General features: G+C 61.2%; 10 protein-coding genes. 2 read left to right on the top strand and 8 right to left on the bottom strand.

The window, feature by feature from the left end:
- Positions 1 to 84: 84 nt before the first annotated feature.
- Positions 85 to 1,629, top strand: coding sequence for a nitric oxide reductase transcriptional regulator NorR (norR, locus tag BW43_RS19635; RefSeq protein WP_032885617.1), 1,545 nt, complete (start codon positions 85 to 87; stop codon positions 1,627 to 1,629).
- Positions 1,630 to 1,755: 126 nt separating this feature from the next.
- On the opposite strand, the gene BW43_RS19640 is transcribed toward norR, so the two are convergent.
- Positions 1,756 to 2,658, bottom strand: a complete 903-nt coding sequence (locus BW43_RS19640; protein ID WP_032885616.1) for a DMT family transporter — start codon at positions 2,656 to 2,658, stop codon at positions 1,756 to 1,758.
- Between the two features lie 136 nt (positions 2,659 to 2,794).
- On the opposite strand from BW43_RS19640, the gene BW43_RS19645 reads away from it, so the two are divergent.
- Positions 2,795 to 3,667 carry a helix-turn-helix domain-containing protein gene (locus tag BW43_RS19645; protein WP_032885615.1) on the top strand — a complete coding sequence of 291 codons (873 nt, stop codon included), beginning with the start codon at positions 2,795 to 2,797 and terminating at the stop codon, positions 3,665 to 3,667.
- Here the strand turns inward: BW43_RS19645 and BW43_RS19650 are convergent.
- From BW43_RS19650 to BW43_RS19680, 7 genes are all read right to left on the bottom strand, one after another.
- Positions 3,664 to 6,165 (bottom strand): LuxR C-terminal-related transcriptional regulator, encoded by a 2,502-nt coding sequence (locus BW43_RS19650; RefSeq protein ID WP_032885614.1) that lies wholly within the window; start codon positions 6,163 to 6,165, stop codon positions 3,664 to 3,666. The two genes, BW43_RS19645 and BW43_RS19650, sit on opposite strands and share 4 nt — an antisense overlap.
- Before the next feature lie 228 nt (positions 6,166 to 6,393).
- Positions 6,394 to 7,752: a DUF1329 domain-containing protein gene (locus tag BW43_RS19655; RefSeq protein ID WP_032885613.1), complete on the bottom strand. Its 1,359-nt coding sequence runs from the start codon at positions 7,750 to 7,752 to the stop codon at positions 6,394 to 6,396.
- Between the two features lie 26 nt (positions 7,753 to 7,778).
- Entirely contained in the window at positions 7,779 to 9,557 is a 1,779-nt protein-coding gene (locus tag BW43_RS19660; protein WP_032885612.1) for a DUF1302 domain-containing protein, read from the bottom strand.
- Positions 9,558 to 10,039: 482 nt separating this feature from the next.
- The gene (locus BW43_RS19665; RefSeq protein ID WP_032885611.1) at positions 10,040 to 10,951 is read right to left on the bottom strand and encodes an SDR family oxidoreductase; all 912 of its coding nucleotides are present in this window, start codon (positions 10,949 to 10,951) and stop codon (positions 10,040 to 10,042) included.
- Between the two features lie 118 nt (positions 10,952 to 11,069).
- A complete protein-coding gene (locus BW43_RS19670) occupies positions 11,070 to 11,972 on the bottom strand; it encodes an alpha/beta fold hydrolase (RefSeq protein WP_032885610.1) in 903 nt (300 codons plus the stop codon).
- The gene (locus BW43_RS19675; protein ID WP_032885609.1) at positions 11,972 to 12,754 is read right to left on the bottom strand and encodes a class II aldolase/adducin family protein; all 783 of its coding nucleotides are present in this window, start codon (positions 12,752 to 12,754) and stop codon (positions 11,972 to 11,974) included. Before BW43_RS19675 ends, BW43_RS19670 begins: the two co-directional genes overlap by 1 nt.
- 198 nt (positions 12,755 to 12,952) lie before the next feature.
- Positions 12,953 to 13,408 carry a flavodoxin gene (locus BW43_RS19680; protein WP_032885608.1) on the bottom strand — a complete coding sequence of 152 codons (456 nt, stop codon included), beginning with the start codon at positions 13,406 to 13,408 and terminating at the stop codon, positions 12,953 to 12,955.
- Positions 13,409 to 13,503 lie beyond the last annotated feature (95 nt).

The following is a 13,503-nucleotide window of genomic DNA, read 5'->3' as shown; positions in this document are numbered from 1 at the left end:
ATCGTTAATTTTCAATACCTTAAACATTGTGTAGTCAGTATGACCTCCTACACTCTATAGTCATAAGGACTACAAGGAGTCATTATGACTGCGCAATCATTGCTCACCACCCTCCTGCCCTTGGTCGCCGACCTGTCCCGCGACCTGCCCGAAGGCGAGCGCTATCGCCGCCTGTTGCAAGCCATGCGTGCCCTGCTGCCGTGCGACGCCGCAGCGTTGCTGCGCCTGGACGGTGAATGGCTGGTGCCGCTGGCAGTAGACGGGTTGAGCGCCGACACCTTGGGCCGACGCTTCAAGGTGAGCGAGCACCCGCGCTTCGCCGTCCTGCTCGGCAGCCCCGGCCCGACGCGCTTTGACAGCGACAGTGAATTGCCCGACCCCTACGACGGCCTGGTCGATGGCCTGCACGGACACTTGGAAGTGCACGACTGCATGGGCTGCCCGTTGTTTGTCGACGACCAGCCCTGGGGCCTGCTGACCCTGGATGCCCTCGACACCGAACGTTTCGAACGGGTTGAACTGGACGCCCTGCAAGCCTTCGCCAGCCTCGCTGCCGCCACCGTCAACGTCGCCGAACGCATCGAGCGCCTGGCGCTGCGCGCTGAAGACGAACACCAACGTGCCGAGATCTACCGTCAAGCCAGCGGCCAGCAGCACAAGGAAATGATCGGCCAGAGCAAAAGCCACAAACGCTTGGTCGAGGAAATCAAACTGGTGGGCGGCAGCGACCTCACCGTGCTGATCACCGGCGAAACCGGAGTGGGCAAGGAATTGGTGGCCCAGGCTATCCACGCGGCATCCAATCGTGCGGATAAACCGCTCATCAGCCTCAACTGCGCCGCCCTGCCGGAGACGCTGGTGGAGAGCGAGTTGTTCGGCCACGTACGCGGAGCCTTTACCGGCGCGCTCAATGAGCGTCGCGGCAAGTTCGAACTGGCCAACGGCGGCACCTTGTTCCTGGATGAAGTAGGCGAACTGTCGCTGACCGTGCAAGCCAAGCTGCTGCGAGTGCTGCAAAGCGGTCAGTTGCAGCGCCTCGGTTCGGACAAGGAGCATCAGGTTGACGTACGCCTGATCGCCGCCACCAACCGCGACCTCGCCGACGAAGTCCGCAACGGCCACTACCGCGCGGACTTCTACCACCGTCTGAGCGTATACCCGCTGCAAGTGCCGTCACTGCGCGAGCGCGGGCGCGATGTATTGCTGCTGGCGGGTTTCTTCCTCGAACAGAACCGCTCACGCATGGGCCTGGGCAGTCTGCGGCTGACCAGCGATGCCCAGGCCGCGCTTTTGGCCTATAACTGGCCGGGGAATGTGCGGGAGCTGGAACACTTGATCGGACGCAGCGCGTTGAAGGCATTGGGCAACTGTCGCGAACGGCCGAGGATTCTGAGCTTGAGTGCGCAGGATCTGGACTTGCCGACGGTGAATGCGCCGGTCATCGAAGCACAGGCTCAAGCCGCACCCGTGGTCACCGGCGACCTGCGCCAGGCCACCGAAGACTATCAACGCCAGATCATCAGCGCCTGCCTGGAACGCCACCAACACAACTGGGCCAGCGCGGCCCGCGAACTGGGCCTGGACCGCGCCAACCTGGGCCGCATGGCCAAGCGCCTCGGACTGAAATAGCAAGGACAGCTCGGCCAAATGTATGCAATGCAGAGAATGTGGGAGGGGGCTTGCCCCCGATAGCGGTGGGCCAGCTATAGAGGGGCTGGCTGACACACTGCCATCGGGGGCACACCCCCTCCCCCATTAGACTGTCTTCGCCTGGAAGACCGGACTGGCAGACTTAGGCTTACGAAACACCAACACATTGCCCAACATCACCAGCACCAACCCCGCCAACGCGGGCGCGGTCCATTGGTAGCCCTCGGCAAACGCTGACACATTCAGCGCCACCACCGGGAACAGCACCGTGCAATACGCTGCCCGCTCCGGCCCCATGCGCCCAACCAGGGTCAGGTAGGCCGTAAAGCCGATCACCGAACCCGGAATCACCAGGTACCACAGCGCGCTGATGTACCGTGCGCTCCAGTCCATCTCAAACGGAATGCCCCGCACCACACAGTAGGTCGCCAGCATCAAGGAGCCGTACAACATGCCCCAGGCATTGGTGGTCAGCGGCCGCAAGCCGGCCTTCTGTTGCAGGCTCGACAGCATATTGCCGGCCGAGAAACACATCGTCCCCAGTAACGCCAGACCCAAGCCGAACAAGGTCTGCGGACTGGCGGTGTGTCCCACCAATTCCGGCCAGAACAGCAAGCCCAAGCCCGCCAACCCGAGGCCACCGCCCATCAACACGTTACGTGCCACGCGCTGGCCGAAAAACACCCGGGCATTCAGCGCGTTCCACAACGTGGCGGTGGAAAACACCACTGCCACCAGGCCGCTGGGAATCCACTGGCTGGCGGTCAGGAAGCACATGAAGTTGACGCAAAACAGGCACAGCCCCTGCGCCAGGCAGATCAGATGCCCGCGCCGGTTCATCACCTGCAACTTGCGGCTGAGCAGCAACAACGCAAACAACACCAGCGCCGCCAAGCCAAAGCGATAGACGATGGACACAGGAATCGCCACTACGCCCAATTGCCATTTGAGGGCGATCCAGGTGGTGCCCCAGATCAGCACGGTGAGTAAATACAGGGAAAGGTTCATAGCGGGCTCCATCGGTTGAGCCACAGTGTCGCCCTCAACCGGCGCCGCGCTCTTGCAGATTCTTGCGCTTTTGTCGGGCGGTGGGCTCACAGCGCCCACCTCGCGGAGTAGGATGCAAGGCGTCGGAGAACACACCATGTCAGATCTGGAATCCCTACAAGTCTTTCAAGCCCTTAACCGCTCGCCCAACGCACGCCTTGAAGCCTGCGCCGAGCTCGGTGACGGCTTGTCGGCAGCTTTGTGGAGCAACCATCACGATTCCCAGGACTACCAGGCGCCCAGCCATCACACCTTATCCTGCTACATCGGCGGTGGCACTGGCACCTTTCGGCGTGACCAGCCGGGCACCAAGGGCGGCCCCGACAAGCTGTGTATCCTGCCCGCCGAGCATCAGTCGGCGTGGGTGATCAACGGTGAAATCCGCCTGGCCCACGTGTATTTCAGCCCAGAGCAATTTGCCCTCGGCTGCGTCACCCTGCTCGACCGCGAACCGCGCACCCTGGAACTGCGCGAAAGCACCTTTCTGCAAGACGACAGCCAGGCCAGACGCTTCCACCAGTTGATCGCGCTCAACTGGCAGGAGCCCGCCGAACGCCTGCTGACCAGCAGCCTGGCCCATGAAATGCTCAGCCACACCCTGCTCAGCCAGGTAGGCGCCCGCGAAGGCCTGCGTTTGAAAGGTGGTTTAGCAGCGTACCAGCGACGGCTGTTGGTGGACTACATCGACCAGCACCTGGAAGACCCCATCAGCCTCGGGCAACTGGCTGGCCTGTGCGCGCTGTCGGAATACCATTTTGCGCGGATGTTCCGCCAAAGCTTCGGCCTGCCGCCCCATCAGTACTTACTGGCGCGTCGGCTGACCCGCGCGCAACACCTGCTGCGCAGCGGTGCCCTGCCCTTGGGCGAGATTGCCTTGCTGTGCGGTTTTTCCAGTGCCAGTCACTTCACTCATCGCTTCCGCCAGGCCATGGGTGCCACGCCCGGCGACTACCGTCAGGCGTTCATTTAAACCATCAAGCCCAACGTCTTGGCCTTGGCCACCGCCTGAGTTCGCCGCTCGACGCCCAGCTTGCTGTGGATGCGCCGCGCGTGAGTCTTGACGGTGTGCAGGGAGATAAACAGCCGGTCGGCAATTTCCAGGTTGGAGCTGCCCAGGGCGATCAGTTGCAGCACTTCCAATTCACGCTGGCTCAAGGGGTTTTCTACCGTGCCGGGGGTTGACGCCTGGGGTTCCATGCCCAGCTCGCTCAACAGTCCCGGCGAGCGCAAACGCAGTTCACGAATCGCTTGTTGCACCTGACAACGCCCGGCCAGTTCCAGGCCGGTTTGCAGCGAACGGCGCGCCAAGGCAGCATCGCCCAGTTGCCAAGCGACTTCGCCCAGCACCAGGTGCAGCTCGGTTTCCAGGCAGAGCATGCCGCGCTGATGGGTGGTTTCCAGCAACGCGTTGAGCCGTGCCACAGGTTGATCGGCGCAGCCCAGTTTCACCTCCGCCAGCACCAGCAAGTACTCCAGGCGTGGAATCAGTTCCAGGGTGGCCGGTGGCGCCTGTTTGGCCTGGGGGCCACGGAAATGGCGCAGCACACGACGCACCGCTTCCACGGTCAATTCGGCGCGGCCTTGCTGCAACCAGAAATGCCCACTGACCAACAACAGCACCGCCCGGTATACCGTGTCCGGCACCTGGCGCTGCTGCATCAGTCGTTCGGCCTCGCGCAGTTGCACAAAGGCCTGGGCGTAATCACCCCGGTTGGCGGCCAGCAAGGCCAGACCGAGAAAACCGTAGAGCACGCGTTTGTCCTGGCTGTGCAGGCACATCTTCAGGCCAGTCTCGAAACAGTCGGCGGCCAAGCTGTCCTGGCCCTGGCGCAGCGCCAAGTGCCCGCGCCGCAAGGCGATGCGCCCAACCAGTGGCCCGGCCTTGAGCCGCTGCTTGAGCAACATCGCCTGCACCGTTTCCAGCAGGCTTTGCGCCCGATACGGCGCGCCACGCTGTTCCAGCAATTGCGCGTGATCCAACTCCAGCAACGCCTCCAGCACCAACGAACCATGGGCGCGCGCCAGGCACAGCGCTTCGCGGTTCAGGCCTTGGGCTGCGTCCAGTTCACCGCGCAGCAAGGCTTGTTGGGTCAGCCCCGACAGGCACATCAGGCGCGAAGTCCAGGCGCTCTCGGGCAAGGCTTGCAGGGCCTCAAGAAAATGCAGACGGGAACTCTCGGCATCGCCGCCCAGGTGCAGCAACCAGCCCCACTGCGCCTGCCAGCGCGCCAGTAAATAACGCTGTTGCACCGCCGAGGGTTGCGGGGCAAATCGAGCGAGCTGATCAATGCACGCAGCCGCCTGTTCGAAGCGCCCGGCGAACAGGAGCGCAGCAGTTACCAACCCCACCAGTTGCGCCGAGCCGAGCATCAGTTCATCGCCATGCTGCTCATGCAGGCGCAACAGCAAGACGGCGTTCTGCTGGCGGAACAGATCCTCGAAGCTGAAGTGCTGCAAGAGGCTCACCGCCATTTCATATTCTTCGGCCAGCAGAGCCTGTTCAAAAGCGGCCTGCCAATCCTGCTCGGTGCAAAACCACTGGCAAGCGCGTCGATGCCAAGAGCGCCTGGCAGGCCAGGGTTCGTTGTGCATCAGTTGCGCCAGGGGCGGGAAAACCTGCAACCAGTCGGTGTCTTCCCACGGCTCGATAAACGCGCCCAGCGCGTGTAAATCCCTCAGGTATTGGCCACCGTCGCCAGCGCCGAACAAGTGTTCGCACAGGCCAGTATTGAAGCGCGGCAGATGGGCCAGCACCCGCCAAGCCTCGGCCAACTCCGGCGGCAGCGTGCTGAACAGTTCGTGTTGCAGGTAGTCGAGCAACGTCTTATCGGGATGACCATCACCCAGCAAGGCGATGCGCACACCCGCGCACCAACCCGCGCTGAACTGCAGCACGCTGTCGACGGACTGGGCCGGCGCATGGCTGAGCAGTGCCTGGATTTCCACAGGGGTAAATGCCAGTTCGGCGCCGCACTCAAGTAACTCATCGTCGAGCAGCAGCCGAGGCCAATTGCAGGCCGGACGCCGTCGAGCGCCCAGCCACCAGGTCAGGGCCGGGCTGCTGGCGGTGAGCAGGCGATCGAGCAAGGCGTCGGTGTCTTGAGTGGGTAAGCGGCAGAAATCATCGAGAAACACCCATGCCTGGGCCTGCCAGCGGCTGAGGTCCAGCAGCAATGTGGCTTCGTCGGTAAACGTCAGGCCAAGGTTTTGCGCCAGCCGTTGGCACAGGTCGAGGGGGCTGAGCGACGCGCCATTGAGCGGCAACCAGTACACCTGGCAACCGATGGGCGCCTGCAACGCACATTCGGCGAGCAACGCGCTCTTGCCGCTGCCGCCGGGGGCGCATAACAACTTGACCCTGACCGGTGCTGCCAGCAAAGGCTCGGCCAGGCGGGGGCGCAGCAAATGATGGGCGGACAGCCGGGGCATGAATCCAGGACGGTCCAGGCAGCGTGTCATGGCGGTCATTGCTGCATCCTGCTTTTTTATTGTTATGCAACGTGATGCGTACCCTAGTCCTGTGGCGGGGGGTTGTTGAAGAAGTATTCAGCAGGGTGATTGAAGGCCATGCACAGAACCCAATGTGGGAGGGAGCTTGCCCCCGATGGCGGCGTATCAGTCAACCAATCCAGTGACTGATACTCCCTCATCGGGGGCAAGCCCCCTCCCACATTTTGACCCCGCTTCGATCCGGGATCAGCGCACGCCTTCAGCCCTCAAGGCTGCCGGAGTGTAGTCCGCAGCCTTGGCCGCGAAGCCGAACACGAAGCTGCTCTTCTCCTCGTTCTTCATGCCCAGTGCGATGTAGCGCCCCGCAATGATGTCGTACAGGGTTTCGACCGTGTAGGCCGGCACCTGGTGGTCGTAGTAGAACTGCGCATGACCTTCGGCGACGCGCCACAGTTGGCCGCGACCGTCGTAGTGATCCACCAGTGCGACTTGCCAGCTGTCTTCGTCGATGTACATGTGCCGCTTGGCGTAGATGTGCCGCTCGCTCGGTTTGACCGTGCCGACCACTTCCCACACGCGGTGCAGTTCGTAGCGGGTCAGGTCCTGGTTGATGTGACCAGCCTTGATGATGTCGTCGTACTTGAGGCTCGGCGAGTCGAGCTTGTAGCTGTTATAGGGGATGTACATCTCTTTCTTGCCCACCAGCTTCCAGTCGTAGCGGTCGGGGGCCCCGGAGAACATGTCGAAGTTGTCGGTGGTACGCAGGCCGTCGGACGCGGTGCCCGGCCCGTCATAGGACACTTGCGGAGCACGGCGCACACGGCGCTGGCCGGCGTTGTAGATCCAGGCCAGGCGCGGTTCTTTCACCTGGTCGAGGGTTTCATGCACCAGCAGCACGTTGCCCGCCAGGCGCGCTGGGGCGGTGACCGATTGCTTGAAGAAGCTCAATACGTTGGCCGCCTTGGCCGCGTCGATATCCGGGATCGCTTGAGGCACCGCCACTTCTTCTTCGAAGCGGATCGGCGTGTAGCTGCCATTGGTCTGCGGGGTGGCCTGGGTGATGATGCGGCGCAGGTTACCGCCGTGGTAACGGGTGATGTGGTTCCACAGCACCTCCACGCCATTCTTGGGAATCGGGAACGCGTAGTAGCGGTTGCCGGTGAAGTTTTCCAGGCCGTTGCCGTCGTTGATCGCCTTGACGTTCAGTGCGCTGCGCTTGATCGATTCGTAGATGTCCGCCGGTAAGTTGACCGTACGGTGGCTCGGGTATACCGGAATCTTGTAGGTCTCGGGGTAGCGTTTGAACATCGCCACCTGGCCGTCGGAGAGTTTGTCTTTGTACTTGTCGACGGTGGCGGCGGTGATGACAAACAGCGGTTTTTCATTGGCGAACGGGTCGGCCAGGAAGCCTTTGCTGTCCACCGCGCCAGCGTTTTTCGGGATACCGCCAGTCCAGGCCGGGATCGAGCCGTCAGCGTTACCGGCTTTTTCGGCACCGACCGGCGTGAGGGTGGTGCCCAGCTTGGCAGCTTCTTCCGGCGACACCGCCGCCATTACGTGAGCAGCCAACAGACTCAGGGCCAACACTGCAATTGTCTTACGCATAAGTTCTTGTCCTTCTTTAAGCCAAATCAGAAGTTCACGCCGAAGCTGAGGGCGAGGAAGTCGCGGTCGGTCAGGGTGTTGTAGTCGCCACCAAAGAAATCGGTGTAGCTGAGGCTGGCGGTGTAGGTGCTGCGGTAGTCCGCATCCACACCGACGCTGATCGCCTTGGCGCCCTTGTTGAAGATCCCGTTGGGCCCATAGCCGGCCACGTCATGGGACCAGGACAGGTTGGGCTTGAGGTTCACCCCGAAAATGGCGTTGTTGTAGTCAAGGATCGCCCGCGCGCGGTAGCCCCAAGAGGTGGAGGTGACGAAACCGTCGGTGTCACCCTCGAAACCGTAAGCGCCGTAGACCGAATCGCGGCCGTAACGCAGTTTGGATTTGTCCTCCAGGCCAGCCACGTGCACCACGGCCGCTTCGCCCACCAAAGTCAGGCGTTCGGCGCCGAGGACTTGGTCAAAGAACTGGGTCATGGTGCTTTGGATCTGGGTGATTTCCTTGCGGCGGTAGCCTTTGTTGTCGCTGCCGAAATTGCTGCGGATGGGCGAGGCCAATTGGCCGGCGATTGGGTTAAGCAAGGCCAATGTCAGGTCGGTGGTATTCAACTGCACCGGGGCATTGGGCCGGTAGCTGATTTCCCCGGTCCACGCCGTGCCGGTGGGCAAGGTTGTGGAGAAACTCGCGCCGAACAGGCGGATGTCTTCCGGGTAGTCGAGGTAGTACTGGCCACGGCCGAGCATGGTGCTCTGGGCGAGGGCCTGACCGAAACCTCCAGCGGCGGCGGCGATGCCACCGATGGTTTGCAGTGTGGTGTTGTTGGTGATGGTGCCTACAGTGGGTGTGCGGCTGTGGTAATTCATGAAATACAAACCGTACTCGGTGTCGTCACCCAGCCAACGCAAAGCCGCCCCAAACTGACCGGAGTCCCGCGCATCACGGTCGCCCGCACGCTGTACCACCACACCCTCGCGCGTCACCACAAAACCCTGACCGCGGTTTGCCGCAATCGATTGCAGCGGCGCGATACCAGGGCTGCCTACTGTGTAGTTACCGGTGCAACCATCCGCCGCCACGTCACCGCCAAAGAAGGTGCCGCAGTTATCCAGCACGGTCTGATCCCACTCCAACTGATAAAACCCTTCCACGGTCAGTTGGTTGGTCAGGCTCTGGGACGCAAACAGCATGTTCACCGGGATCAGGCCTTCCTTGATCTCGGCACCCGGGCGGCGGAACGCCGACACGTCAATCGGGTTGATGCTGTTGATGGAGTTGCCGATGAAGGTACTTTCACCCCAACTGACCACCTGCTTACCGGCGCGTACGGTGCCCGGCAGGTCGCCCAGGGAGTAGTTGTGATAGACGAACGCATCGAGGATCTGCGCACCGCTGGACTTGGCGCCTTCCTTACGGTTGTGGTCGCTGATCTGCTTGAACTCGCGGTCTTCGTCCTTGAGCTCAAAGTCGTACCAGTACTTGCCGCGCACGAACACACCGGTGTCGCCGTACTTGAGTTCAAGGTCGTGCAGGCCCTTGAAGATTTTCGAGAAGGTCTCGCCCTTCTTGAAATTAAGCCGCCCGTCATCCCCCGTGGAAGCCTGGCCCGTGCCGCCATTGACGGTACCCACGAGTTTTTTATCGGCATCACGCATGCCCCAACTCGAACCCACCGACAACGACGAATCGAATTGCCCTTCGATCTCGCCAATATTGAACGAAACAGCCTGAGCCTGGGCACAGCAACCCAAGGCAACCGCAGCGGCCAGCGCCTGTGGCGTGAAGATGGCGCGCATTGTTGTTTTTGTCATGCGTCTTCCCCGGTGAGTGACAGAAGGCCCCACCCTACTGCCGCACATCAGGAGCGATAAGCGCACCAAGGAGGGATTCGTGTTGTCGCTCGAAAGGATTACCGGGCGCTCTGGCCTGGGTCTGGGCGGGGGCATGAACCGTGTGGATGGCGGGTTATCAGGGCCATGGATGGCGAGCGTCAAGACTGTTGCAGTTTTTACAACAGTCCTTGTCCCGAAGCGCTATTACTCATCTTGTCGCAAACGACTATTCTTGCCGGGCTTTCAGGGCAAACGGCCCGCTTCCCCAAACGGGAGAAAAGCCAGACTCAAATAGATTGATGTCTTTATTCAATCTGTTACCGGTGTTCACTGACGTTGATTTGTCGCTCCTTGATCCAACGTCTTACTTCAGCCGCTGCGTTTGCAGCGGCTTTTTTTTGCCTGAAATAAAACGGGGCGCCATCAGCGCCCCGTAAGATTCAAACTTTTTCAAGCAATGATCACAGGCTGTACTTCTGCAAGTTGGCCATCATCTCCTTCAAGGCCTCGATGTTGTCCTTGGGATGAGCCGCCCCTTCAAAGTCGCAGATCTGCTGCCAGTGCGCCGCCACATCGTCCGGTGAAAAACCGGCTTCGGGATCAAAGCCCACACCCAGGCTGCGCTCCCAGCGGGTCTTGCCAATCCAGCCACCGCCCACTTCAAACAACCCAGAAGTTTCCTGGCACGCTTCGCTGCCCAGGTACACCACGAGCGGGCTGACCAATTCCGGCTTGAGGCGCTCGAACACTTGCGGCGGGATCAGGCCTTCGGTCATGCGCGTGGCGCCAGTGGGGGCGATGGCGTTGACCAGGATGTTGTTCTTGCGTCCCTCCAGCGCCAGGGTGCGGGTCAATCCGTACAGGCCGAGCTTGGCCATGCCGTAGTTGGACTGGCCGAAGTTGCCGTAGATGCCCGAAGTGGACGCGGTGAAGATCACCCGGCCATAGCCTTGCTCACGCAGATGGGGCCAGGCGGCGCGGGTGACTTTGTAGGCGCCTTCGACATGCACCCGGTAAACCAGGTCCCAGTCGGCGTCTTCCATTTTGTGGAACGTTTTGTCGCGCAGGATGCCGGCGTTATTGACCACTACGTCGATGCGGCCAAAAGCGTCGAGGGCGTTTTGCACAATCTTGTCACCATCGGTGACAGAGTCGTGGTTGGCTTCCGCAATACCACCCGCCTCGCGGATCTCGGCCACTACACGGTCGGCCGCCGAAGCACTGGCGCCTTCGCCTTGGGTGGAACCGCCGAGATCGTTGACCAGCACCTTGGCCCCATGTTTAGCGAACAACAGCGCATGGGCCCGGCCCAATCCGCCGCCGGCACCGGTGACGATCACGACCTTATCCTGGAACTGCACTGACTCACTCATACCGAACTCCAATGGCGACAATGGGAATGGGTCGAGTGTCAGGCACAGGGCTGCCGGTCACAATAAAGACAGCCAAGGCTGAATGGTGCTCGATAAGGCAGGGGGATGATCCTAAGGCTCAGGAATAAGCCATGCGGGTTTCAACCTGCCCAATCCGATCACGAAACGCCTGGTAATGCTTGAGCACCTGCACCGGCGCTTCAATCTGTGGGTAGTGGCCGATGTTGGCCAGTAACACCGTGTCGGCATGGGGCACCAATTGGTGGTAACGCTCCACCATATGGACACCGGAGATCGGGTCGATCTCGCCGTCGATCACTCGCAATGGCACGTCACCCTGCTGCATCGCCGCCACCCAGCGATCACGCAGGCGCCGACGCTGGGGAATGTAGGCGATCAGCTTGTGCAGGATGCGCGTGCCATCGTTGCAGTCGATCAGGCTCCAGAAATCGTCCAGTGCGCTTTCGCTGGGCCGGGTGTTGGGGCCGAAGATCTGGCCGAAGCTGTCGGCCAGGGCATTGCGCCCGAATGCGCGGCCGATCATCCAGCCCAGCGGGCTGAGCAGGAGTTTTTGCACCAGCGCCGGGCGATGGGTTTCCGGGAACAGCCCGCCGTTGAGAAACACACAACTGGCCATCTTGAATCGGCCTTCATAGTGCCGGGCCAACAGTTCCTGAGCGACGCTGTCACCGTAGTCGTGGGCCAGCACGTGCACCGGCTGATCCACCCGCAGATGCTCCAGCAAAGCCTGTTGCAAATCCGCCTGTTCCAGGAGGCAGTAGCCATGGTCCAGAGGCTTGGCTGAATCGCCGAAACCGAGCATGTCGCAGGCGATGACCAAGTTGTGCTGGGCCAGGGGTTGCCACAGGTAATGCCAGTCCCAACTGGCGGTGGGAAAGCCATGGATCAGCAGCAACGGTTCGCCCTGCCCCGACACCCAGTAACGGATGGTGCGTCCGTGAAATTCGAAACTCTGGCTGCGTTTGCGCCAGGCTCTGAGCGGGATCTCGGCAAGTGGCATCAGCTTCTATACCCAGGATCTTGAGCATCCAATTTGCGCAGCAACGCCGGCCAGGCCAGCGCGCCCCCCATACCTTGAGCGCTCTTGGTGACAGCAGCGACCATGGCTTTGGCGCCCGCAAGAATCTGCGGACCAATGGCGATCAATTCAGCGCCGCCGTTTTGCGCCAGCACCTGGATATCGCAGGCGCGCTGAAAGGTGAACATCATCAGGAAGGTGTCGGCGATGGTGCTGCCACAGGTGAGCAGGCCATGGTTGTGCAGCATCAAGAAATTATTGTCGCCAAGGTCGGCTTGCAGGCGGGCCTTTTCCTCGTGGTTCAGCGCGACGCCTTCATAGGCGTGATAGGCCAGGCTCGACAGCACGAAGATCGATTGCTGGCTGATCGGCAGCACGCCCTGTTTCTGTGCCGCCACCGCCACACCGGCGGCAGTGTGGGTATGCAGCACGCAGGTAACATCGTGGCGAACTTCATGGATGGCGCTGTGGATCGTGTAGCCCGCCGGGTTGATCTCGTAGGGGCTGTCCATCAGCTTGTTGCCGGCCTGGTCGACCTTGACCAGGCTCGACGCAGTGATCTCGTGGAACATCAGACCGTAGGGATTGATCAGGAAATCATCGGTGCCCGGCACCTTGGCCGAGATGTGGGTGAAGATCAGGTCGTCCCAGCCATGCAACGCCACCAGGCGATAGCAGGCCGCCAGGTCGACACGGGCTTGCCACTCGGCAGCACTGACCTGATCTTTGACATTCTGTGGCGGCACAACAGGGGCTAGGCTCACGGTAACGACCTCCTTGGCGCACTTCTTATTATTTTTCGAGTGATGGGCCAGTCTAGTCAGACGCCCTGGCGGACGGAGTTGCCTTCGCAGCCAGCTTGATGACCGTACGAGTCAGCTATGAGAATAGTTTAGATCTATACAAACGGCGTCAAAGAGACGCCGTCAATAAAGGGACTGAAAACCGCTAGAACCGCTCAATCAAGCGCGCAGTGCAGTGACCAATTCTGCCAACCACGGCTCGGCATCAGCTTCCGGCGTCACGCTCTCGCTGGCGTCCAGGCGCAACATGGGCAGTACTTCGCGCACGCCCAACTCGCCAAACAGCTCGCGCATTTGCTCACCGCCACCACAAAAGGTGTCGCCATAGCTGGCGTCGCCCAAACCGATCACCGCACCGGGCAAACCGCGCCAGGCCGAAGGCAGTTGGTCGCGAATCATCGAATACAACGGTTGCAGGTTATCGGGCAGTTCACCCATGCCGGTGGTCGAAGTCACCGCTAGAAACGCCTCAGGGGCAAACGCCTGCACATCCGCCAGGGTCGCGCGCGGGTTGTGCCAGGCTTCAAAACCAGCGTCTTTGAGGATGCCGGCGGCGTGCCGGGCGACTTCTTCAGCCGTGCCGTAGACCGAGCCGGAAAGGATGGCGACTTTCATCAATCTGATCCTGTAGTTGAGCGAAAGCCTGGGATATTAACAGCGACGCAAATATTTCGGGGCGCACCGTGCAAGATTCACGACTTGCCATAAAC

The organism is Pseudomonas sp. RIT357, from assembly GCF_000632245.1.
Taxonomy (GTDB): domain Bacteria; phylum Pseudomonadota; class Gammaproteobacteria; order Pseudomonadales; family Pseudomonadaceae; genus Aquipseudomonas; species Aquipseudomonas sivasensis.
Note: the sequence above shows the minus strand (reverse complement) of the source record. Positions and strands in the feature narration are given on the sequence as shown.

What these genes read in the sequence shown, in the direction of transcription:
- BW43_RS19665 (WP_032885611.1), bottom strand. Translation starts at nt 10,951, where the DNA reads ATGAGTGAGTCAGTGCAGTTCCAGGATAAGGTCGTGATCGTCACCGGT.
- BW43_RS19650 (WP_032885614.1), bottom strand. Translation starts at nt 6,165, where the DNA reads ATGACCGCCATGACACGCTGCCTGGACCGTCCTGGATTCATGCCCCGG.
- BW43_RS19680 (WP_032885608.1), bottom strand. Translation starts at nt 13,408, where the DNA reads ATGAAAGTCGCCATCCTTTCCGGCTCGGTCTACGGCACGGCTGAAGAA.
- BW43_RS19640 (WP_032885616.1), bottom strand. Translation starts at nt 2,658, where the DNA reads ATGAACCTTTCCCTGTATTTACTCACCGTGCTGATCTGGGGCACCACC.
- norR (WP_032885617.1), top strand. Translation starts at nt 85, where the DNA reads ATGACTGCGCAATCATTGCTCACCACCCTCCTGCCCTTGGTCGCCGAC.
- BW43_RS19660 (WP_032885612.1), bottom strand. Translation starts at nt 9,557, where the DNA reads ATGACAAAAACAACAATGCGCGCCATCTTCACGCCACAGGCGCTGGCC.
- BW43_RS19655 (WP_032885613.1), bottom strand. Translation starts at nt 7,752, where the DNA reads ATGCGTAAGACAATTGCAGTGTTGGCCCTGAGTCTGTTGGCTGCTCAC.
- BW43_RS19670 (WP_032885610.1), bottom strand. Translation starts at nt 11,972, where the DNA reads ATGCCACTTGCCGAGATCCCGCTCAGAGCCTGGCGCAAACGCAGCCAG.
- BW43_RS19645 (WP_032885615.1), top strand. Translation starts at nt 2,795, where the DNA reads ATGTCAGATCTGGAATCCCTACAAGTCTTTCAAGCCCTTAACCGCTCG.